Below are 22,621 nucleotides of genomic sequence, written 5' to 3' on the forward strand. Positions count from 1 at the left end.
CATTATATTCGTTTCTCCATAGCAATAAAAAACTGACATTTATGCCTTAGCGTTTATATGTAATAGTAATAATCAAAACTTCGCTCTAGAATCTACCGTAGTTTACATAATTTAATTATTTTAACTTTAAGTGTATATTTTTTAGATTTTCATAAGATATAGCCTCTAATTTTCTTTTCTCTCTCCCTTCCATCGTTTCCGCCATACATAAAGCATTCCATATTGCCTCTTCTACAGCTTCAATTGTCATCGCAAATATATGAGAAATCTCTTCCCCATCTTCGCGTAAAAATTGATATTGTAATAATTCAGTAGTAGGCGTATGAGAAATACGATTTGCTGTTGAAAAGGCAATGACGATATCTCCACTCCCATGCGCTCCATAAGAACCTGCCTTTGCAAGTCCAAAAGTCGCTCGCTTTGCTATGCGCTGTAATTGTCTATCACTTAATGGTGCATCAGTCGCGATAACAATCATGATAGAGCCATCTGGCATAGTTTCCTCGCTCTCATTTCGAATATATAAGTCTTCTTTTCTCCCAAAATTCGTAACAACTAAACTCCCCACTGTATACGTTTCTTTTGTAAAAGTTACTTTGCGTGAACTTGTACCAATTCCGCCTTTATATCCGAAACAAGCCATTCCTGTACCGGCTCCCACACACCCTTCTTTTACTGGACCATTCTTTGCGTTTGTAATGGCCTCAATTGCGTGCTTGGGTCTTACATGAAGCGTTCGAATGTCATGTAAATATCCATCATTACACTCTCCAACAACAATATTTACAGTTCCAGTTGTATCACCAATTTCTTCATTCTGCTCTAGCATATATCGTAATGTTCCTTCTAATACCGGAGCAACTGCAAATGTATTGGACAGCATAATCGGACTTTCAAGTACACCAAGTTCTTGTATTTGAATGGTTCCAATCGTTTTTCCAAAGCCATTAATAACATAAGAACTAGCAAATACTTTTTCACGAAATATATTTCCACTATGCGGTAAAATTGCCGTAACACCAGTACGAATATGCATTTCTTCCTTCAAAGTAACATGCCCCACTAAAACACCTTCAACATCAGTAATGGCATTCCATTTTCCCACATCATATTTTCCAACTTTCACTCCTAGTTCACGTAACCGCACTCGCTTCATACTTTCACCTTTTTTCTTAATTTTCTATCTTTTATTATAACAAAAATGAGAGTGCAATCTATATGCACACTCATTGTTTTACGTATACTTCTACAACTGGATTTTCTTTGTGATCAGCATGAAGACGAATGTTACTTTCCTTTACATTATAGATATCGGCTAATAGTAATACCGTTAATATGTTAGGAATTTTGCTATCTGTGCCATATTTTCGTTCAAGTGCTTCCTTATACTCAAACGCAAGATCTCCTTGTATATATGTATACACTTCAAATCCATCTTGTAAATCACAGACAATGGTATCAATAATATCAGCTCCTACTTGACGTGTCATCTCTTTTCGAAGTGCATCCGTTAATGCATTCCATGACACTTCATACGTTTGAAATGTATCTGAATGATTCATTTTTTTCTCTCCTTTTTATCTCACTCTAACAGGGAGTAACATTTTTCATTACTAGAAAACAGTCCTTCCTTATCATCCCCGTTTTTCACTGCAATTATGATGGAATAGACAAACATACAAGCCACTCTTGTCCCTTTATCATATCGTAATATTGGAAAGAGAAAGGGGCAAAATTATATGAGTTCTCATAAACATTTTCATACATGCCGGCAATATTATGGGCGAGTCGTACGTATTGAAGATTATAAAGGCAATATCCATATTGGAAGAATTGTTGATCTAACGAATGACTCAGTTTGGATTGAACCCGTTCATCGCAAGCGATTTGACCACGGGTTTGGCTTTGGTGGTAGCTTCGGCTGTGATTTCTGCGGTGGTTTAGGTGACTGTAACCATTGTGGATTTGGATTTGATGACTGTAGATCTGGTAGACGTGGTAGACGTGGTAGACGTGATAGATGTAGTAGATGTGGATTTGATGACTGTAGATGTGGATTTGGTGGATTTGGTGGATTTGGTGCCGTTGAACTTGGTCTTGGATTTATTTTCGGTATTTCATTAGCTGCTTTATTTTTTATTTAAAGAAAAGCCAACATATTTGTTGGCTTTTTTTAATAAAATAAAACTTCTAACAGCGTTTTTTTTCATCCCCCATTGATGGTTAGTTGAACCAATCGGACTTTTACGGAGAATGAAGTTTACCATTAATCAAAGTTTCACTTTATTTTTGGCAAATAAAAATCCGGTGTCCTAATATATGCTTGTATTGATGTAAAATATGTTCATGCGCAATCCATGCATTATACAAATCTTGTGTAATAAAATCTGATACATCCCACTCTTGTTCTTCTACATGTGCAGAAATTGTTGTTGCAATGGTTCCGCCTCCAAGTACATGTACTGTTTTAAAATTTGCTTGTTGAAAGAGTGCAATCCATTCTTGCTCTGTTAATAACGCCTCCATTCCATATAAAGTTAATATATTATTTTCCTCATGCATTGGTAAGTGTCGCTCGGTTACCAATTCAATGACAAGCAAAAACCCACCACATTGTAATACACGATAACATTCATTTATCGCTTTCTTTTTATTTGTAAAAGCAAGAACAGACTCTCCCAATACAATATGAAACTGTTCATCATGAAACGGCAGTTCTTCTACTTTTCCTGCAACAGGTTCAATATATACTCCATCCTTATTCCATCTCTTCTTTGCTTTTTCAATCATCGTTTGATCCATTTCAACTGCACTTACAATTGAGCCATATTGTTTCACGATATAAGAAGCTGTTCTGCCCGTTCCACAACCAATTTCTAATAACTTTGTATGTGGGTCTAATGAAAGCTGTGCTAACAATTGCTTTGTTAACGTAAAACCTCCTGGATGTGCACTGCCGACACCAAATGCTGCAAGGAAATCTAAATAAGAATATTGTTTCATATCCATCTCCTTCTATCTCACATTTAACGGGCATATAAAAAAAGATATACAGATAGAAGATTTCTGCCCGTAAAGGCCAAATGAATGGGATTTAATACAATTAACAGAAATATCAATCAATGAATGTTTCCATTTATTGTAGTACTGCATATGTATTCATCTCACCTCAAAATGTGCACATAGAGAAAGAGGATGCGATACCGCATCCCCTTTTCGAATGATTATTTATCTTCTTTTTCAGTGATATATGCCCACTTGTAACTGAAATCACCACCAACATTATGCTTGATAATGTTGTGTACAGTTGGACGTTGTAAATAAGAAGTTCCGCGTTGGTATAACGGTGCAATTGCAGCATCATCAAGTAACATCTTCTCAGCTTTTCCAAGTTGTTCCCAACGAGTTTTCTCTTGTGTTAACAATTCTGTTTTACCTTTTTTAACAATGTCATCATACTCTTTATTTGAGTAGCTCATTTGGTTATGAGAGTTTGTTGTTTCAAACATATCGATATATGTCATTGGATCTGCATAGTCAGGACCCCAACCAGCGTAAGAGATATCAAAGTCTTGATCTGTTTCTAATTTTAATTTTTGCTTAAATGGTTGGTTTTTCAGGTTGACTTTTAAGCCTGGTAAGTTTTTCTCTAATTGCTCTTTTAAGTACTCACCAATTTTCTTCGCATTATCAGTATCGTAGTTTAATAATTCAACTGTTACTTCGTCTTTACCTAACTCTTTCTTCGCTTCATCCCAAAGTTTTTTCGCTTCTTTCGCATCATATGTTACAGATTTTACATCTCCGTTGATTTTACGAAAATCTTTATCATCTGGACCTTTTACGAAATCAGCTGGTACAAGATAATCAGCTGGTTTAGAACCATCATTTAAGATTACGTTCGCCAACGCTTTCTTATCGAATCCTTTTGCAATCGCTTGACGAAGTTTTTTGTTTTGAAGCGGTGTGTCTGTTTGTTTCAGACGTTTTTCGTTTAATCGTAAGAAGAATGTAGATGGCTCTAAATAGCTACCAAATTCATCTTTCTTCGATTTATATTTATCAACATATTCAGCAGCTAAAGTAACGCGATCAGCTTGGCCGCTTTCATATAAGTTAACACGAGTAGATAACTCTTTTACAACATTAAAGTTGATTTCTTCTAACTTAACTGATTTCTTATCCCAATATTGATCATTTTTCTTCAGCTTCCAACCTTGTTCATGTTTCCATTCTGTCATAGCGAATGGACCATTGTAAACTAGGCTGTCTGCTTCTAAGCCGTACTTTTCGCCTTTCTCTTTTACAACTTTTTCATTTAATGGATAGAAAGAACCGAATGTTGTCAATTCAATAAAATATGGAACCGGGTTGTCTAATTGTACTTCTAATGTATTGTCATCAACAGCCTTTACACCTAAAGTATCAATTGGTGCTTTCCCTTCGTTAATTGCCTGTGCATTTTTTACATCATACATAATAAATGCGTATTCAGCAGCCGTTTTTGGATCTAATAAACGTTGCCATGCAAATACGAAATCTTTCGCTGTTACAGGATCTCCATTTGACCATTTCGCATCTTTACGAAGCTTAAACGTATATGTTTTACCGTCATCACTCTTTTTAAAAGATTCAGCCATACCTGGAGTTGGCTTTTGATCTTTATCCAGACGATATAATCCTTCCATTACGTTATTTAAAGCAAGGAAAGACACTGCGTCTGTTGCTTTAGAAGAGTCCATAGACGGAATTTCTTGCGTTTCTAGTAAGTTTAACACTTGTTTGGATGCTAACTTACCTTCTGTTTTTTTCTCATCATTTTTTGGCTCTGTGCTTGCTTTTTTGTCCCCTGCCCCTGAACATGCTGTTAGAGCCACACTCATCGCCAACACTGGTGCTACTACAGCTGAGATTTTTTTAATCTTTTTCATTTTGTACCCTCCCTAATTTTATGTACGATACTACTTTTGAGAAACTTTTTGATAACTTTATGTTTCTATATAGTTATCAGAAAATTTCTATTAATTAATATTCTACTAATTTTTTTGATTTTGTAAAGTGTTATTATTAAAAAAATTTAAAAAATTATTTTATTACAGTAATATTTATAATCATTCTGTAAAATAACTCAAGAAAAAAAAGGCATCCCTTTACTATATGGATGCTTAAATCCTTTTGTTTATTACTATTTTCAAAAAAATATATAAAACTATTATTTACTAGATATTGCATTCTTATACATATCCACTTTGTGATACTTTCATTTTGTACTCTTGTATTTCTAACAAAACTTTCTCGTTATTAAAAAAATTTAAAAATTATTTTATTACAGTAATTTTTATAATCATTCTATGAAATAAAGTGAAACTTCTATTTTGTATAGTACTGCATATGTATTCATCACATGTCAAAATGTGTACAGTGAAAAGAGGATACGATATCGCATCCTCTTTTCAAATGGTTATTTACCTTCTTTTTCAGTGATATATGCCCATTTGTAGCTGAATTGGCTACCAACATTGTGCTTATAAATATTGTGTACAGTAGGACGTTGCAAGAATGCTCTTGCGCTTTGAAACATCGGTACGATTGCTGTTTCATCCTCAATTAGGATTTTTTCAGCTTTCCCCATTTCTTCCCAACGTTTTTTCGGATCTGTTAGCAATTCACCTTGAGATTTCTTAATGATGTCATCATATTTCGCATTTGAATAGCTCATTTCGTTTTGTGGATTTCCTGTTTGGAACATATCTAAGAATGTCATTGGATCCGCATAATCTGGGTTCCAACCCGCATAAGACATATCATAATCTTGTGCTGTTTCTAATTTTAATTTTTGCTTGAACGGCTGAAGCTTAATATTCACTTTTAAACCTGGTAAGTTTTTCTCAAGCTGTTCTTTTATGTACTCACCAATTTTCTTTGCACTATCCGTATCATAGTTTAAGAACTCAATTGCTATTTCTTCTTTACCCAATTCTTTTTTCGCTTCTTCCCAAAGCTGTTTCGCTTTCTTTACATCAGTTTTTACGCCTGTGGATTTAAATGTTTCACGGTAATCTTTTCCATCCGGGCCAGCAGCAAACTTTTCTGGAACAAGAGCGTCTACTGGTTTAGAACCATCATTTAAGATAACATTTGTTAATGCTTTTTTATCAAAGCCCATTGCAATTGCTTCACGAGCTTTCTTATTCTTAAGTACTGTATCTTGACCATTACGCTTTTGATTTAAACGTAAGAAGTACGTTGCCGGTTCTAACTGCGTTCCAAATTCATCTTTATTTGCTTTGTATTTATCAACGTATTCAGCTGTTAAACCGACGCGATCAAGTTGACCGCTTTCATATAGGTTCACACGAGTAGATTGTTCTTTTACAACGACCCAATTGATTTCATCTAACTTAACTGTCGCTTTATCCCAGTACTGATCATTCTTCTGTACTTTCCAGCCTTGCTCATGCTTCCATTCTGTCATTTTAAATGGTCCATTATAAACCATCTTATCAGCCTCTAGACCATATTTATCTCCATTTTCTTTTACAACTTTCTCATTTAATGGTAAGAAAGATGTAAATGCTGTTAAGCCAAGAAAATACGGAACAGGGTTATCTAATTCTACTTCTAATGTATAATCATCTACTGCTTTTACACCTAAAGAGTCAACTGGTGATTTCCCTTCGTTAATCGCTTTTGCATTTTTCACATCATACATAATGAATGCATATTCAGCAGCCGATTTTGGGTCTAACAGACGTTGCCACGCAAATACGAAATCTTTCGCTGTTACAGGATCACCATTTGACCATTTTGCGTCTTTACGAAGTTTAAATGTATATTTTTTACCATCATCACTCTTTTTATAAGATTCTGCGACACCTGGAGTAGGCTTATTATCTTTATCAAGACGATATAAACCTTCCATCGTATTCCCTAACATAAGGGAAGAAACTGTATCTGATGATTTTGAAACATCCATTGTAGGAATTTCATTTGCTTCTACTAAATTTAATACTTGTTTTGCTGCTAACTTACCTTCTATTTGTTTGTCTCCATTTTTTGGCTCTGTACTTGCTTTTTTGTCCCCTGCCCCAGAACATGCTGTTAGTGCTACGCTCATCGCTAATACTGGTACTACTACAGCTGTGATTTTTTTCATCTTTTTTTTCATTTTGTACCCTCCCTAATTTTATGTACGATACTACCTACGAGAAAATTTTTGATAACTTTATGTTTCTATATAATTATCAGAAAATTCCTACCAATTAATATTCTACTAATTTTCCCCGCTTTGTAAAGTTATATTATCAAAAAAATCAAAAAATAATTTTATTACAGTAATATTAATAATCATTCCATGAAATACACTACGAAAAAAGCATCTCCTCACTAAATGTGTGCTATAACTCTTTTTATTACTGCTTTGTTAAACTCATTCAAAACAATTATTTGAGTGGTATTGTATTCTTATGCATATCTTCTTTTTAGCCCTTTTCTTTGTTCCTCTCGAATTGCTGAAAAAACTTTCTCATGTTTTATCTGATACATTTATTTTTACTACTCACAACAATGGCAACCTCCTTATTCTCCCTCACATCAAATAATCCCATTTTGTTTTTTTTCGAAATATAAGTCGATGCTATACAAAATACAACATGCCCTGTACTCAGTTGCTCCCTTTGTTTTAAACCTCGCAAGTGGCAGGAAAATGCCCTGACCGTTTCTATGCACGGCCAGACGCTCTCGTCCTCCCCCTAAATAGAAAGGGGGGATGTCGTTTGTTCCACTTGAATATATCATTTTAAATGAGCATTCTCAGAAACGAGTATTGTTATTTTAAATATGAAGAGATGATTACAAGATGAAAAGATTAAAAAACAACCTTATTTCAGTTGAATAGCGAAATAAGGTTGTTTGTATTTTATATCATGTTTACAAAACATCTTTATAGAGGTAAATCTCTTTTCTTAAACAACATAACAGCCATTACAAAGAGAATACAAGATGCTGCAAGTAGACCCATGCTTGCAGGCCATATGTTATATGTTCCATCAACAATTTCTTGCGGGCGATACAAGCTAAATATAGATAGATTTCTCATCCATTCCAATTTATCACTTAATTTCCCTAACATATCCAGTCCATAAAACAATACTGTTATACTTGTAGAAATACTTAGTGCTTTCTTTTCATCATCAAATAAACAGGAAAAGAAAAATGAATATGCACAAATAACAAGAAATACAAGTCCACCAAGAATATTGAGTTTGAAAAATAATACTTGATCAAGGGACACTTTTTCAATTAGCCATTCTGCCCCAACTAAACCGCCAAAATAAGTAGCCATAACGATCGTAAATAACCCTATAATTAAGACAGATGCTTGTGTCAAAATTACTTTTGTACGCGAAACAGATGTGGATAATAAATAAGCCATTGAACCTCTATCAACTAGATGAGCAACTAGTTGGGTTGAGGCTAAAATACTATATATCATTAACAATAAAACAAAGATTAAACCATAATATTCTCCAGCTAAAAAATCATTCAATTGTTCAATCCCTTTTTCGAATCCCACTGCTTTTAATACCCCTTGAGGCATTGCTTTCAGTATTTCATCTAATCCCTTTACAGATGAGAATGATGGAAAGATCCAAATTAGTAACCATAAATAAAGAACTGAACCGACAGCATAGTTCAAAATCATTTTGGCATTTGCTTTTAAACTAGCAACAAATAATGCTTTACTCATAACCGATTCGCTCCTTCCTCATCATAGTAATGCATAAAGATATTTTCTAAATCCATTGTTCTCATCTGAAAACCAATTACATCGTGCTGCGCTAATGTTTGAAGAAGCTCATTATAATTTCCCTGTACAATAATCGAGGCTGTATTCCCTTGCACACTATCAATTTGTAGTGCCGTTTTCTGTAATGCTTGCAATTGTTCTGGTGAGGATACTGTCACATCAATAACTTGTCGTTGTTTTGCTCTCAAGTCATGAATATTTTCTACTGTCAGTAACTTTCCTTCTTTAATAATCCCTACCCGATCGCATGTCCGTTCAATTTCTGTAAAAATATGAGACGACATAAAAATTGTTTTCCCTCTTTGCTTCTCTTCTAATATAAGATCAACAAATAACTGCTGCATAAGCGGATCTAAACCTGAAGTCGGCTCATCCAAAATGAGCACTTCAGGATCGTGCATAAAAGCTGCTACAATCCCTACTTTTTGCTTCATTCCTTTGGACATTTTTCGAATGGGCGTTTTCACATCAAACTGAAAGCGTTCAATTAGTTCATCACGTCGACCATTACTTTTCATACCACGCATTCCTTGCATAAGTTGCAAAAATCCCAATCCATTCATTCCTTCTATAAAAGAAATCTCTCCTGGTAAATATCCAACCCTTTTTTGAATATCAGCCGCATCCTTCCAGCAATCCAATCCGAACATTGTCGCCGTTCCAGAAGTGGGTTGTATAAATCCCATTAAATTGCGAATTGTTGTTGATTTTCCTGCTCCGTTTGGTCCTAAGTAACCAAATACTTCGCCTTCTTTTACTTGAAATGAAACATCGAATAAGCCTTTTCCGTTTGAAAATTTTTTTGTGACATTTTGAACGTTTAACATGATTCCACCTCATTTTTTGAAATATTAAACATTTTATATTTCAAAATTATTATACCCCTCTGTTATAAGAGAATCAATATTTTTTGAAATTTAACAAAGACTATATTTCAAAATTATTGTTTCCTTTCTTAGCATCTTGTATATTTAAGTGGAGGTGATTCATATGAACGGTTTTGAGAAGGTGAAAAAAAAGAAAAAGCAGGCTATTAAAGCAGCTGCATTAGAATTGTTTTCTAAATATGGATATAAAGAAGTAAAAATTGAAGATATTGCAAAACAAGCGAAGGTTTCACAAGTTACAATATATAATCATTTTGGAAGTAAAGATGCTTTATTTCGTGAACTTATTCAAGAGTTTACCATTCAAGAAGTTCATTATTATGAAGAACTGTTAACGAGTGACTTATCTTTTAAAGAAAAAATACATCGTATTATGACTCGAAAATTACAAAGTGTGAACATCTTTCATCCTGAAATGATTGAACAAGCGATGCAAACAGATGAAGAATTACGTAATTTTCTATTTACATATCAAAAGGACACAGCGCTTCCCCTTTTTCTTCACTTCATAGAAGAAGCACAGCAGAAAAAAGAAATTAACCCCAATCTTTCAAAAGATATGATTTTGTTATATATCAATACGTTTTCTAAAATGAGTGATCAATTCATTGCACACTTAATTGGTGAACATCGTGAACAACAAACAAAAGAAATCCTCACAATGTTTTTCTACGGACTTTCTAATCCGAACTAAAAAAAACCCGGCAGAGGCCGGGTTTTTTCATTATTTACTTACTTCTCCTTCTTGCATTCCTGGATATTTTGCACCTTCATACTTATAAATGTAAACTTTTGCAAATTTGTTATCACCTTTATCATCGAAAGCTACTTTCGTAATAACGCCATCGTATTCTTTAATAGCACGAACCGCATCTCGTACTTGTTCACGTGTTGGATACTTACCATTATTTTTGTTAATAGCATCTTTAATTCCTTGTAAAATAACACCAGCTGAATCATATCCATATGCAGAGTATGCTTCCACATCTTTTTTAAACTTCTCTTTATATTCTGTGACAAATACTTTTCCTTTCTCTGTTACTGTTGGTGCTGTCGCTACTGTTGTATAATACGTATCTTTTAATCCATCTTTTGCAACTTCTGCCATTGTTGGAGAATCAATACCGTCACCACCCATAATTGGTGCTGTAACCCCTTTTTCACGTGCTTGTTTTACTAAAACTGATCCTTCTGAATACATACCGCCAAAATAAACAAGATCTGGCTTTTTCGCGACAACTTGATTTAATACACCACTAAAATCTTTCTCTCCAACTGTAATCCCTTCATAACCGACAATGTTTGCTCCTAGCTTTTCTGCTTCTTTTTTAAATGCATCGGCTAACCCTGTACCGTATGCTGTTTTATCTTGAATTACAAAAATATTTTTTGCCTTTACTGTTTCAAGCGCATATTTCGCTGCCGCTGGACCTTGGAAATCATCTCTTGCAACAAGACGTGCAACAGACTTTAATCCACGTTCTGTTAATTCAACTGCTGTACTCGATGGTGATACCATAACAAGATTTGTTTTCTCATATGTTTCAGAAGCGGCAATAGATACACCTGACATTAAATGTCCTACAACACCCAATACTTCTTTATCAGCTGCGACAGACTGAGCATTAGCAACCCCTTTTTTCGGGTCACCTTGATCATCTTGCGGAACAAATTGCAATTCAAAACCTAATTTTTTAAACTCTTCTTTTTGTTTATCTACTGCAAGCTGCGTTCCAAGCTTAATGGCTTCTCCAAACGCAGCAGATCCGCCAGAAAGAGGGGATTCAGAAGCAATTTTAATTACTTTACTTTCCTTTGTTTCAGTTTTAGTAGAAGCTGAATCCGCATTACATCCCGCCATCATTCCCGCTAATAAAACACCTGATAACAAAAGCGATATCTTTTTCTTCACAGTACTCCCCCTAATTTTGTAATATTTCTAATATTTAAAATATTAATCCATACAAAAAGGTTGTACAATAAAAATCGTTAGCGTTTTCTCGTAAAATTCCGACATGATTTGCTACTATACAAAAAGAGTCAGCGCATGCGCTGACTCTACCATTTCACTATAATTCCTTGCTGACTACTTTGTAAACAAGCTGTAATAACACGAATGACATTTAGGGCTTCCTCAGCAGTAACAGGTGGCATTTCTTGTTTCATTATCGCATCTCGGACACCTTTATAATAGTTTTCATAACACCCTATTTCTGTTGGAACCCGAATTTCTTGTTCCTCTGTGGAAAGAATTGCATACATGTTCATAGCATCTTCTCCATAGCCCTCATCACCGGGCTTCATTCCCGCCTTTAGTTGCTCTTCTTGGGAATCCATTCCATATTTAACAATCGAGCCTTTTTCACCGTGAATGCTAAAATGAGGACCTGCATATTTAACGTGACTACTGCTATGAAGAATAACACGCATTTCTTCATAATGAAGAATGATATGAAAATAATCATCTATTTGTGATCCTGGGCGCTGGTTGATAATATCTGCATAAACTGCTCTCGGCATTCCAAATAAATGTAACGCTTGATCAATAAGATGTGAGCCTAAATCAAACAACATCCCTGATCCCGGTAATTTATGTTCCCTCCAGCGATCGCGAACATGCGGACGAAATCTATCAAAATGAGCCTCATACGTATACACTTTACCGATTTTATCATCTTGTAATAGTTTTTGAACCGTTCTGAAATCGTTATCTAAGCGGCGATTATGATATACACTTAACACAACACCATGCTGCTTCGCTAGTGTTATCAATTCTTCCCCTTCTTCAACAGAAACAACAAAAGGCTTTTCAACGACAACATGTTTCCCGTGGAGAATTGCCTTTTTTGCATATTCAAAGTGCGTTGTATTAGGAGATGTAATAATGATAAGATCTATGTTCTCTTTCATAATAAGCTCGTCAATTGTTTTCATAACTTCTACATGTGGAAATGATGCCGTTACTTTCTCTTCTTGTGAAGACACAATTGCGCGAATTTCGTAGTCTTCGATTGTCTGTAACAGCGGAATATGAAAGGTTGTACTAGAAAAGCCGTAACCTACAATACCAACACCTATTTTATTCATAAAATCCCTCCAAATTATGTATGGAATATGATGAACTTTTATTATATCAACTTATCTATTTTCTACATAATGTTTTGCTTTTATAAATTGCCCTTTAGTGATGATGGTAACATAGATTAGCATAATATGAGGGCTACCCTAATTAGGGTAGCCCTCATATTATGCTAAATACGCTTCTTTCACAAATTCATTATGCATCAATGATTTTCCTTCTCCTACCATTTTAATTTCCCCTGTCTGAATCACATATCCACGATGTGCAATTTGTAACGCTTGATACGCATTTTGTTCAACAAGTAGAATTGTCATTCCTTCTTTATTGAGCTCTGAAATAATTTCAAAGATTTGCTCAACAATAATTGGTGCAAGTCCCATTGAAGGTTCATCTAACATAAGTAAATGAGGACCACTCATGAGCGCACGTCCAATTGCAAGCATTTGCTGTTCACCACCACTCATCGTACCGCCCTTTTGTTCTAGCCGTTCTTTTAACTTTGGGAAATAGTGAAAGGTGCGCTCCATCCGTTCCTTCACTATTTTTTTATCCTTTACTGAAAATGCTCCCATCTCTAGATTCTCTTTTACTGTTAGGCGTGAAAAAATACGTCTCCCTTCTGGTACATGAGCAATTCCAGATAAAGCTGTTACATGCGGGGATTGTTTCGTAATCTGTTTCCCTTCAAATGAAATTTCTCCTGACTTCGGTATAACTAGACCACTAATCGTCTTTAATGTCGTTGATTTTCCAGCTCCGTTACACCCAATAAGTGTTACAATTTCGCCTTTTTCTACAGAAATATTAATATCTTTTAATGCATGAATGCCACCATAATACGCATTTATATTTGTAAGCTCTAGCAACATACTTCCCTCCTTTTTATTTCTTTTAGCAATTTTGAAGCATGCTCTTTACTTTGTCCTGCATTACTTTTCTAACACTGCGCTTTTCCCTAAATACGCTTCAATAACTTTTGGATTGTTACGAATATCTTCCGGTCTTCCTTCTGCAATTTTTTCACCATGATCTAGCACAATGATATGCTCAGATATCTCCATGACAAGCTTCATATCATGTTCAATTAATACAATTGTTACATCTAGCTCTTCACGCATACGGTTAATAAGTGTTGTTAACTCTTTCGTTTCCTTCGGATTCATCCCAGCTGCTGGCTCATCCAATAATAATACTTGCGGTTTCGCCGCGAGCGCTCTAGCGATTTCAAGGCGCCGCTGTGCCCCGTACGATAAATTTTGCGCTTCTTCATTTAATAAGTGAGCTAAACCAACATATTCTAAAAGCTCATATGCTTTTTGCTGCGCTCGTTCTTCTTCTCTCTTTACTCTTGGCAGATGCAACAAAATCCCCAAAAGATTACTTTTTAAATGATTGTGAAGCCCTACCATCACATTTTCAAGTACCGTCATATTGTTAAAAAGACGAATATTTTGGAACGTACGAGCAATACCATGCTTTGAAATATCATGCGGCTTCAAACCAGTTATCTTTTCCTCGCCAAGTAAAATGTTACCTTCATCTGGCTTATACACACCTGTTACCATATTAAAAAACGTCGTTTTCCCTGCTCCGTTCGGGCCAATCACTGCTGTAATTGATCCTTTTTTTACTTTCATATCAACACTTTTCACTGCAATAAGCCCATCAAACCGCTTCGTAATATTTTGAACTGTTAAAATCGCCATCTTCTTCCCCCTAGGCTCCAAACACTTTCTCTTTTTGTGTTTGCGATTCGATTTGTTTTTCCCTCTCTTTTTTTAGCTGCTCCTCACTGAATTTTCGATTTTTCGCAGGTATGAGTCCTTGTGGTCGATACAAAGCAAATAAAATTAAAATTCCACCGAAGATGAAACGCTGCATCTTAGCTGGAGAAAGTGCATCCGGGATTGCAATCGTTCCACTTAAGTTTAATTGGTTTAGCCAGTTTGTTAATTCAGTAAGTACTTGTAAATTTAAAATTGTCATAACAGCTGCTCCTAAAATAACCCCAGGCACACTCCCCATACCACCAAGTAATACCATAACAAGAATTGTAATCGACTCTAGCAGCGTAAAACTTGTTGGATCGACAAAAGTTTGTTTTGCAGCAAAAACAACACCCATCATTCCAGAAAATGATGCACCAATTGCAAACGCTAACAATTTTGTTTTCACAAGTGGAATTCCCATAGCTTGAGCGGCAATTTCATTTTCACGAACCGCCTTCCAAGAACGGCCTATTTTCGAAAACTCTAGTCGTTTTACAATAAAAATTACGAGTAGTAAAATACCAAGCACAATGTAGTACACTTGACTTGATTGCAAAAATGTAAACCCGAATAAAGAAGGTGGCTTTACAGAAGATAAGCCCATAGCACCATTCGTAATATTAACTGGTTTATCTAGATTATTAAAGATAATACGAATAATCTCTCCAAATCCAAGTGTCACAATTGCTAAGTAATCACCTTTCACACGCAATACCGGGATACCAAGTAGTACTCCAAATATCCCTGCAATAAAACCGCCTAGCAAAATAAAAATCCAAAAACTTTCTCCTGACAATGGATATTGCCCAAATGGCATAAAGTTATTTGCTTGAGCTGTTGCAAAGATACCGTATGTGTAAGCTCCTATTGCAAAAAAAGCAACAAATCCTAAATCTAGCAATCCAGCAAAGCCAACAACGATATTTAACCCCAGTGCCATTGCAATATAAATCCCAACTAATGTTGCCACTTCCATATAAGACTGATAAGCAGGACCACCGCTTGCTGTGAATGGAAGCAATATGACTAACACAAATAATCCTATCAACCATTTCCATTTACTTTGCAAATTTGTGTAATACAATAATAAAAGAGACAATAATAATAATAGAAATGCAGTTACTGACTTTTGTGCAAAATATAAACTTGCAGCAGTTATACTAATATAAAGGACTAATAATACAAGTTGAATTTTCGGATTTTCCCTTATCATTTCTAGCCATTTTTTCATTATCTTCACCTACACTTTCTCGGCAACTGCTTTGCCGAATATGCCCTCTGGTTTAAAAATTAAAACGAGAATTAAAATTCCAAAGGCAAACACATCCTTATATTCAGCTCCAAATATTCCAGAAGATAAGATGGATAAATTTGCAGCCGCGAACATTTCTAACAGTCCAAGCAATATACCCCCAACCATTGCACCTCGAATATTACCAATTCCACCTAAAACAGCTGCCGTAAAAGCTTTTAATCCTAAAATAAAGCCAATGTATGGATCAATTGTTCCATATTGCACAGCAAACAGTACACCTGTTGCTCCGCCAAGTGCAGAACCGATAAAAAACGTAAGAGAAATCACCTTGTTCACATTTACTGACATTAACGAAGCGGTATCGCGATCTTGTGCAACAGCACGCATCGCCATTCCCCACTTTGTTTTATTGACGAAAAAATCTAAAGAGAGCATCATAATAACCGCAAGCACGAGTAGAATAAGTGAAGATGTTTTTAGTTGAGCATTATTAAAAGAAGACATAATCGCTGAAGCTTGTACTGTAATTTGATCACTGAATAAGGTAGGACCGGTTATGATGTAATTTCCTTTTTTTAATTCGGCAATAAAACGAACAATATCTTGCAATAGAAAAGACACACCAATTGCTGTGATTAACGTAATAAGTTTCGGTGCTTTTCGAAGCGGTCGATACGCAACCCTTTCAATCCCCATCCCAAGAAAACCCGTTATAAGAGATGTTGCAACTAAAACAAGTAACAATGCTAGCAGAGCTGGCATAACCGTCATCCAACCAAACCCCATAAAAACAAGAAAAATTGTTGTGCCAATAAAAGCACCAGTCATAAAAATTTCTCCGTGAGCAAAATTGATAAGTTCTAATATCCCATATACCATCGTATATCCTAATGCGACAACCGCATACACTGCACCAAGTGTTAATCCGTCAATTAGCACTTGAGGAAGCGTATGCATGATTTCTCCGAACATATAAATTCCTCCCCTTTATTTTTCTCTAAAAAAGGTACGGGACATAAGCACCGTACCATATCATCTTACTTTTTATCTACTTCTCCTTCTTGTCTTCCTGGATATTTTTGCTCTGCAAATTTATAAATATATACTTTTGCAAACTTATTATCACCTTTGCTATCAAACCCTACGTTTGTTACCGCTCCTTCAAAATTATTTGTTTTTCGAACAGTATCGCGCACTTGTTGCCTTGTTGGCATTTTGTTGTTATTTGCTTTAATCGCATCTTTCACTCCTTGCAGAAGTACACCCGCAGCGTCATAACCATAAGCTGAATATCCTTCTACCTCTTTATTAAATTTGCTCTTATAATCATCCGCAAACTTCTTTCCTTTTTCCGTTGTTTTCGGGTCAGCAGCGATAGAAGTGTAATACGTGTTCTCGATATAGTTACCTGCAATTTCTACCATCGTTGCTGAATCCATACCATCACCGCCCATAAACGGAATCGTAAGACCTTTTTCACGTGCTTGTTTCACTAACAGTCCACCTTCTGCATATAGACCACCAAAGTAAATTAAATCAGGTTTTTTCGCCAATACTTTATTTAACACACCGTTAAAATCTTTTTCCCCGACCGTAATAGATTCATAACCTGCAATCGTTCCACCTAATTTTTCAACTTCTGTTTTAAACGCTTTTGCTAAACCTGTTCCATAAGCTGTTTTATCATCAATAATAAAAACACTTTTTGCCTTCAGTGTTTTCAACGCAAACTCTGCTCCAGCAGGACCTTGAAAATCATCTCTTGTGCATATACGATTTACTACTTTCAAATTACGATCCGTTACTTCAACAGCAGTATTTGTAGGTGATACCATAACAACATTGTTTTTCTCGTACACTTCAGAAGATGGAATTGCAACTCCTGAATTCATATGTCCAACGACACCGAGTATTTCTTTATCCGCGCCAATAATTTGCGCGTTTGCAACACCTTTTTTCGGATCAGCCTGATCATCATAGGGCACAAGCCTTAGTTCATATCCTAATTTTTTAAACTCTTCTTTTTGTTCTTCTATCTTCAGCTGTGCACCAAGTTTAATTGCTTCCCCTTGCGTTGCTGAACCACCAGAAAGCGGTGATTGAGTCGCAATTTTTATGACCTTTCCATCCCCACCTCCCGTACTTGCTGTATCAGCATTACCATTTGTTTTATCACTGCATCCTGTTAATAAGCCAAACATACATACCGCCGAAAGAACAAAAGCAAAATTTTTCTTTTTTATCACCCATATACCCCCATTTTAGTTTTTTCTAAATATTTAAAATATTTAGTTAAATAATAATGGAAGTGCTTTATTTGTACAACTACTATTCTTCAGACAAATTTAGACAAAAACGCCCGACTTATTATATAAGTCGGGCGTTTTCTTACTGTTCTTTTTTCTGCGACCACGTTTCCACAACAAGACCAACATCACTTACATCTATTAATAAACTTCCGTTACTGTAACGATCCTTATTACGAAGTGTATTCGGATCAATTTCTTCTATTATCTGCTTTTCTGTTCGCATACAAACAACTTCATCTGCTCGAACAACTTCTACACCGACAATGCGGTATGGATTTTTTTTCAATTCTTTAAAGATAACGAGTCCTCGTTTTGCTCTCGTCGATTTTTCAATTTCTGCTGCTTTTAATCGCTTTACTGCGCCTCGTTGCGTAACGAGAACAAGCTGATCTTTCTCAGAATTGATAGGAAGACCGCATACAACGTAGTCATCTTCCTTCACATTCATTCCTTTTACACCAGCTGCCCGCACACCGACTGGACTCACTTCTTCTTCATTGAAAACAAGTGCATATGCACCGTGCGTTGCAAGAAGAATATCTTGCGTTCCATCTGTAACAAAAATATCAACGACTTCATCATCTTTCTTTAAATTAACCGCGACAAATGCACGTGAATAGCGCTGCACTTTATATTGATTCAGTTCTGTCTTCTTAATCATTCCATTTTTTGTAACAAACGTAATAAATCGTTTCTCTTCTTCAAAATTCGGAACAACAGTTGCAAAGACGAGTGTTTCATCTCGGTCAAGCGAAACAATATTCGCAACGTGCTGACCTAGATCTTTCCAGCGAATATCTGGCATTTCGTATACTGGAAGATAAATATAGTTTCCTTTACTTGTAAATAAAAGAATTGTCGCGGTTGTATTTGTGTCGAAGCGTTCGAGTAAGATGTCGCCCTCTTTCATACCGAAGTCTTTTCCGTTCGATGCATTATGCGAGCGCCAACCAGTTCGCTTTACATATCCTTCTTTCGTTACAGTAACGATGACATCTTCATGTGGAATCATCACTTCCACATCAATTTTAATTTCTTCAATCTCTTCCTCAATTACAGCACGACGATTATCACTATACGTTTTCTTTACTCTCTTTAAGTCCGATTTAATCACTTGAAGAAGTCTTTTTTCACTTTGTAAAATCGCTTGTAATTCTGTAATTTTCGTTTGTAGCTCTTCGGCCTCTTTTTCTAATGCTGTAATATCTGTATTTGTTAAACGGTACAATTGCAGTGATACAATTGCTTCTGATTGTGCTTCTGTAAAGGAGAATCTTGCACTTAAATTATTTTTCGCATCACGTTTATCTTTAGAAGCACGAATTGTTTCAATGACTTTATCTAAGATTGATAAAGCTTTCATCAAACCTTCCACGATATGCTGACGATTTTCCGCTTTTCGCAATTCATATTGCGAACGACGTGTTACAACTTCTTTTTGATGCCCAATATATGCATCTAAAATCTTTGGTAATGTCATTAATGTAGGGCGGCGATTATGAATTGCTACCATATTGAAGTTATATGGTATTTGTAAATCTGTATTTTTATATAAATAATTTAAAATACCTTCTGCATTTGCATCTTTTTTCAATTCGACAACAATACGAAGACCTGTACGATCCGTTTCATCACGAACTTCAGCAATTCCATCTAGCTTCTTATCTAAACGTAGCTCATCCATTTTCTTCACAAGATTTGCTTTGTTTACTTCGTAAGGAATTTCTGTAATTACGATTTGCTGCTTCCCACCACGAATCGTCTCAACCTCCGCTTTTCCGCGGATGATAATTTTTCCTTTTCCTGTTTCATACGCCTTCTTAATCCCATCAAGCCCTTGGATAATCCCACCTGTCGGGAAGTCTGGCCCTTTAATCAGCGTTAATAAATCGTCTACAGTACTGTTTGGTTTATCAATTCGCAGCATTGTTGCATCGATAACTTCTCCAAGATGATGTGGTGGAATTTCTGTTGCATAACCAGCTGAAATTCCCGTAGATCCGTTCACTAAAAGATTTGGAAACATAGCTGGTAATACAACTGGCTCTTCACTTGTATCATCAAAGTTTGAAACAAATTCCACTGTTTCTTTATCAATGTCACGTAATAACTCAGAAGCAATTGGTGATAAACGAGCCTCTGTATAACGCATCGCCGCTGCCGGATCACCATCGACACTACCATTATTTCCATGCATTTCAACTAATACATTTCGTACTTTCCAATCTTGACTTAAACGTACCATCGCTTCATACACGGACGAATCACCATGCGGATGATAGTTACCAATTACGTTACCAACTGTTTTGGCAGACTTACGAAACGGCTTATCATGTACGTTTCCTTCTACATACATTGAATATAAAATGCGGCGTTGTACTGGTTTTAAACCGTCGCGTGCATCTGGCAGCGCACGGTCTTGAATAATATATTTACTATAACGTGCAAAGCGGTCACCAAGCACATCTTCAAGCGGGAGGTCATGAAACTTCTCTGCTTGCATGTTATTCCACCTCCGTTGCTATAATCATTTCATTTTCTAAAATATTTCCTTCTTCTTGCATACCAAATTGAACATTGCGCTCAATCCATTTACGGCGCGGTTCTACTTTATCTCCCATCAATGTAGCAACCCGGCGATCTGCTCGTGAAGCATCATCAATTTTAACGCGAATTAACGTGCGCGTCTCTGGGTTCATCGTTGTTTCCCATAATTGGTCCGCATTCATTTCACCAAGACCTTTATAACGCTGTAGAATATAACCTTTTCCAACCTTTTTCGTGACACCATCAAGCTCTTCATCAGACCAAGCGTATTCAATGACTTCACTTTTCCCCTTCCCTTTACTCACTTTATATAAAGGAGGAAGTGCAATAAATACTTTACCTGCCTCAATTAGCGGCTTCATATAACGATAGAAGAATGTCAATAGCAGTACTTGAATATGTGCACCATCTGTATCGGCATCGGTCATAATAACAATTTTGTCATAATTAATATCTTCAACAGAAAATTCCGCTCCAACACCGCCGCCAATTGCATAAATAATCGTGTTAATCTCTTCATTCTTAAAAATGTCGGCGAGTTTTGCCTTTTCTGTATTAATAACTTTACCGCGCAGTGGAAGAACAGCTTGGAAGCGACGATCCCGGCCTTGTTTTGCAGAACCGCCTGCAGAATCACCCTCTACTAAATATAACTCGTTTTTTTGTGGATTACGCGACTGCGCTGGTGTCAGCTTTCCGCTCAATGTTCCTTCTGAACGTTTTTTCTTTTTGCCGCTGCGCGCTTCTTCACGCGCTTTTCGTGCTGCCTCGCGAGCTTGTGCTGCTTTAATTGCTTTTTTCACAAGAAGCGTAGCCACATCAGGATTTTCCTCTAAAAAATACGCTAAATGCTCTGACACAACAGCATCAACAGATGAACGCCCTTCACTTGTTCCAAGCTTGCCTTTCGTTTGTCCTTCAAACTGAAGCAATTCTTCTGGAACACGAATAGAAACAATTGCAGCTAATCCTTCACGAATATCTGTTCCTTCTAAGTTTTTATCTTTTTCTTTTAACAAAGAAACTTTACGTGCATACTCGTTAAATACTCGTGTCATCGCTGTTTTAAATCCAGCTTCGTGCGTACCGCCATCTTTCGTACGTACATTATTAACAAAGGAAAGAATGTTCTCAGAGTACCCATCGTTAAATTGAAAAGCCAATTCTGCTTCAATTCCATTTTGCTCTCCTGAAAAATATACAACTGGATGTAATGAATCTTTCTCCTCGTTTAAATAAGAAACAAACGCTTCAATACCCGTTTCATAATGAAACACATCTTCTAAATCGTTGCGTTTATCCTGCAGTACAATTTTCATGCCTTTTAATAAAAATGCTGATTCACGTAATCTCTCGCATAACGTTTCATAGTTATAGTTCGTTGTGCTAAAAATCGTTCGATCCGGCTTAAAGTGAATCGTTGTTCCAGTATCTTTTGCTTTTCCGATTTTCTCAAGTGTCGTAACTGGAACACCACCATTTTCAAATCGTTGCTCATATATGTAACCATCTCGTTTAATTGTAACAACAAGCCATTCAGACAATGCGTTTACAACTGATGCACCAACACCGTGCAAACCGCCACTCGTTTTATAACCGCCTTGTCCAAATTTACCACCAGCATGAAGTACAGTTAAAATAACTTCTGGTGTCGGTTTTCCGAGCTTATGCATTCCTGTCGGCATACCGCGCCCTTTATCTACTACACTTATACTGTTATCTTTATGTATTATCACTTTAATTTCATCGCCAAATCCCGCTAATGCTTCATCAACGGAGTTATCTACGATCTCATATACTAAATGATGTAATCCGCGGCTATCCGTACTCCCGATATACATACCCGGGCGTTTCCGAACGGCTTCAAGACCCTCTAGCACTTGAATTGCATTTTCATCATATTGAAATTGACGCTTAGCCAAACTCCTTGCCCCTTTCCTACCCAAAAATCAGAACATATGTT

Annotated in this window: 18 protein-coding genes; 2 read left to right on the plus strand and 16 right to left on the minus strand. The window is 36.1% G+C overall.

Annotated features, from left to right (window positions below; all coding sequences use genetic code 11):
* Nucleotides 1-115: 115 nt before the first annotated feature.
* Together ACFQZ1_RS16085 and ACFQZ1_RS16090 are read right to left on the minus strand one after the other, a co-directional pair.
* Nucleotides 116-1,156 (minus strand): DmpA family aminopeptidase, encoded by a 1,041-nt coding sequence (locus ACFQZ1_RS16085; RefSeq protein WP_377883201.1) that lies wholly within the window; start codon nt 1,154-1,156, stop codon nt 116-118.
* 70 nt (nt 1,157-1,226) lie between these two features.
* Nucleotides 1,227-1,562: a hypothetical protein gene (locus tag ACFQZ1_RS16090; RefSeq protein WP_377883202.1), complete on the minus strand. Its 336-nt coding sequence runs from the start codon at nt 1,560-1,562 to the stop codon at nt 1,227-1,229.
* Between the two features lie 177 nt (nt 1,563-1,739).
* Here ACFQZ1_RS16090 and ACFQZ1_RS16095 point away from each other — a divergent pair, with 177 nt between their 5' ends.
* Nucleotides 1,740-2,144: a hypothetical protein gene (locus tag ACFQZ1_RS16095; RefSeq protein ID WP_377883204.1), complete on the plus strand. Its 405-nt coding sequence runs from the start codon at nt 1,740-1,742 to the stop codon at nt 2,142-2,144.
* Nucleotides 2,145-2,283: 139 nt separating this feature from the next.
* Here ACFQZ1_RS16095 and ACFQZ1_RS16100 read toward each other — a convergent pair whose 3' ends face one another.
* The 5 genes from ACFQZ1_RS16100 to ACFQZ1_RS16120 all read right to left on the minus strand — a co-directional run bounded on the left by ACFQZ1_RS16100 (nt 2,284) and on the right by ACFQZ1_RS16120 (nt 9,636).
* On the minus strand, nt 2,284-3,003 hold the full coding sequence (locus ACFQZ1_RS16100; RefSeq protein ID WP_377883205.1) for a class I SAM-dependent methyltransferase: 720 nt from the start codon (nt 3,001-3,003) through the stop codon (nt 2,284-2,286).
* Between the two features lie 221 nt (nt 3,004-3,224).
* Complete coding sequence (locus ACFQZ1_RS16105) at nt 3,225-4,931, minus strand: peptide ABC transporter substrate-binding protein (RefSeq protein ID WP_377883206.1); 1,707 nt, start codon at nt 4,929-4,931, stop codon at nt 3,225-3,227.
* A gap of 530 nt (nt 4,932-5,461) precedes the next feature.
* The gene (locus ACFQZ1_RS16110) at nt 5,462-7,168 is read right to left on the minus strand and encodes a peptide ABC transporter substrate-binding protein (RefSeq protein ID WP_377883207.1); all 1,707 of its coding nucleotides are present in this window, start codon (nt 7,166-7,168) and stop codon (nt 5,462-5,464) included.
* A gap of 774 nt (nt 7,169-7,942) precedes the next feature.
* On the minus strand, nt 7,943-8,749 hold the full coding sequence (locus ACFQZ1_RS16115) for an ABC transporter permease subunit (RefSeq protein ID WP_377883208.1): 807 nt from the start codon (nt 8,747-8,749) through the stop codon (nt 7,943-7,945).
* The gene (locus ACFQZ1_RS16120) at nt 8,746-9,636 is read right to left on the minus strand and encodes an ABC transporter ATP-binding protein (protein ID WP_377883210.1); all 891 of its coding nucleotides are present in this window, start codon (nt 9,634-9,636) and stop codon (nt 8,746-8,748) included. Before ACFQZ1_RS16120 ends, ACFQZ1_RS16115 begins: the two co-directional genes overlap by 4 nt.
* Nucleotides 9,637-9,799: 163 nt before the next feature.
* Here ACFQZ1_RS16120 and ACFQZ1_RS16125 point away from each other — a divergent pair, with 163 nt between their 5' ends.
* Nucleotides 9,800-10,390, plus strand: coding sequence for a TetR/AcrR family transcriptional regulator (locus ACFQZ1_RS16125; protein ID WP_377883212.1), 591 nt, complete (start codon nt 9,800-9,802; stop codon nt 10,388-10,390).
* Between the two features lie 30 nt (nt 10,391-10,420).
* On the opposite strand, the gene ACFQZ1_RS16130 is transcribed toward ACFQZ1_RS16125, so the two are convergent.
* From ACFQZ1_RS16130 to parE, 9 genes are all read right to left on the minus strand, one after another.
* Nucleotides 10,421-11,560, minus strand: coding sequence for a branched-chain amino acid ABC transporter substrate-binding protein (locus tag ACFQZ1_RS16130; RefSeq protein ID WP_377883281.1), 1,140 nt, complete (start codon nt 11,558-11,560; stop codon nt 10,421-10,423).
* Nucleotides 11,561-11,754: 194 nt separating this feature from the next.
* Nucleotides 11,755-12,783, minus strand: coding sequence for an oxidoreductase (locus tag ACFQZ1_RS16135; protein ID WP_377883214.1), 1,029 nt, complete (start codon nt 12,781-12,783; stop codon nt 11,755-11,757).
* A 159-nt stretch (nt 12,784-12,942) separates the two neighbouring features.
* Nucleotides 12,943-13,647: an ABC transporter ATP-binding protein gene (locus tag ACFQZ1_RS16140; RefSeq protein ID WP_377883216.1), complete on the minus strand. Its 705-nt coding sequence runs from the start codon at nt 13,645-13,647 to the stop codon at nt 12,943-12,945.
* A 60-nt stretch (nt 13,648-13,707) separates the two neighbouring features.
* Complete coding sequence (locus tag ACFQZ1_RS16145) at nt 13,708-14,484, minus strand: ABC transporter ATP-binding protein (protein WP_377883218.1); 777 nt, start codon at nt 14,482-14,484, stop codon at nt 13,708-13,710.
* Nucleotides 14,485-14,494: 10 nt separating this feature from the next.
* Nucleotides 14,495-15,778: a branched-chain amino acid ABC transporter permease gene (locus ACFQZ1_RS16150; protein ID WP_377883220.1), complete on the minus strand. Its 1,284-nt coding sequence runs from the start codon at nt 15,776-15,778 to the stop codon at nt 14,495-14,497.
* Nucleotides 15,779-15,787: 9 nt separating this feature from the next.
* Nucleotides 15,788-16,774 (minus strand): branched-chain amino acid ABC transporter permease, encoded by a 987-nt coding sequence (locus tag ACFQZ1_RS16155; RefSeq protein WP_377883221.1) that lies wholly within the window; start codon nt 16,772-16,774, stop codon nt 15,788-15,790.
* Nucleotides 16,775-16,839: 65 nt separating this feature from the next.
* Nucleotides 16,840-18,048 (minus strand): branched-chain amino acid ABC transporter substrate-binding protein, encoded by a 1,209-nt coding sequence (locus ACFQZ1_RS16160; RefSeq protein ID WP_377883223.1) that lies wholly within the window; start codon nt 18,046-18,048, stop codon nt 16,840-16,842.
* A gap of 142 nt (nt 18,049-18,190) precedes the next feature.
* Nucleotides 18,191-20,614 carry a DNA topoisomerase IV subunit A gene (parC, locus tag ACFQZ1_RS16165; RefSeq protein ID WP_377883225.1) on the minus strand — a complete coding sequence of 808 codons (2,424 nt, stop codon included), beginning with the start codon at nt 20,612-20,614 and terminating at the stop codon, nt 18,191-18,193.
* Between the two features lies 1 nt (nt 20,615).
* Nucleotides 20,616-22,580 (minus strand): DNA topoisomerase IV subunit B, encoded by a 1,965-nt coding sequence (gene parE, locus ACFQZ1_RS16170; protein ID WP_377883226.1) that lies wholly within the window; start codon nt 22,578-22,580, stop codon nt 20,616-20,618.
* Between the last annotated feature and the right edge of the window lie 41 nt (nt 22,581-22,621).

This window comes from Bacillus sp. CGMCC 1.60114 (assembly GCF_042676365.1).
GTDB classification, from domain to species: Bacteria; Bacillota; Bacilli; order Bacillales; family Bacillaceae_G; genus Bacillus_A; species Bacillus_A rhizoplanae_A.

Bases quoted from the DNA above. Each gene is read 5' to 3' on its own strand.
- ACFQZ1_RS16085 (WP_377883201.1), bottom strand. From the start codon at position 1,156: ATGAAGCGAGTGCGGTTACGTGAACTAGGAGTGAAAGTTGGAAAATAT.
- ACFQZ1_RS16090 (WP_377883202.1), bottom strand. From the start codon at position 1,562: ATGAATCATTCAGATACATTTCAAACGTATGAAGTGTCATGGAATGCA.
- ACFQZ1_RS16095 (WP_377883204.1), top strand. From the start codon at position 1,740: ATGAGTTCTCATAAACATTTTCATACATGCCGGCAATATTATGGGCGA.
- ACFQZ1_RS16100 (WP_377883205.1), bottom strand. From the start codon at position 3,003: ATGAAACAATATTCTTATTTAGATTTCCTTGCAGCATTTGGTGTCGGC.
- ACFQZ1_RS16105 (WP_377883206.1), bottom strand. From the start codon at position 4,931: ATGAAAAAGATTAAAAAAATCTCAGCTGTAGTAGCACCAGTGTTGGCG.
- ACFQZ1_RS16110 (WP_377883207.1), bottom strand. From the start codon at position 7,168: ATGAAAAAAAAGATGAAAAAAATCACAGCTGTAGTAGTACCAGTATTA.
- ACFQZ1_RS16115 (WP_377883208.1), bottom strand. From the start codon at position 8,749: ATGAGTAAAGCATTATTTGTTGCTAGTTTAAAAGCAAATGCCAAAATG.
- ACFQZ1_RS16120 (WP_377883210.1), bottom strand. From the start codon at position 9,636: ATGTTAAACGTTCAAAATGTCACAAAAAAATTTTCAAACGGAAAAGGC.
- ACFQZ1_RS16125 (WP_377883212.1), top strand. From the start codon at position 9,800: ATGAACGGTTTTGAGAAGGTGAAAAAAAAGAAAAAGCAGGCTATTAAA.
- ACFQZ1_RS16130 (WP_377883281.1), bottom strand. From the start codon at position 11,560: ATGATGGCGGGATGTAATGCGGATTCAGCTTCTACTAAAACTGAAACA.
- ACFQZ1_RS16135 (WP_377883214.1), bottom strand. From the start codon at position 12,783: ATGAATAAAATAGGTGTTGGTATTGTAGGTTACGGCTTTTCTAGTACA.
- ACFQZ1_RS16140 (WP_377883216.1), bottom strand. From the start codon at position 13,647: ATGTTGCTAGAGCTTACAAATATAAATGCGTATTATGGTGGCATTCAT.
- ACFQZ1_RS16145 (WP_377883218.1), bottom strand. From the start codon at position 14,484: ATGGCGATTTTAACAGTTCAAAATATTACGAAGCGGTTTGATGGGCTT.
- ACFQZ1_RS16150 (WP_377883220.1), bottom strand. From the start codon at position 15,778: ATGAAAAAATGGCTAGAAATGATAAGGGAAAATCCGAAAATTCAACTT.
- ACFQZ1_RS16155 (WP_377883221.1), bottom strand. From the start codon at position 16,774: ATGTTCGGAGAAATCATGCATACGCTTCCTCAAGTGCTAATTGACGGA.
- parC (WP_377883225.1), bottom strand. From the start codon at position 20,614: ATGCAAGCAGAGAAGTTTCATGACCTCCCGCTTGAAGATGTGCTTGGT.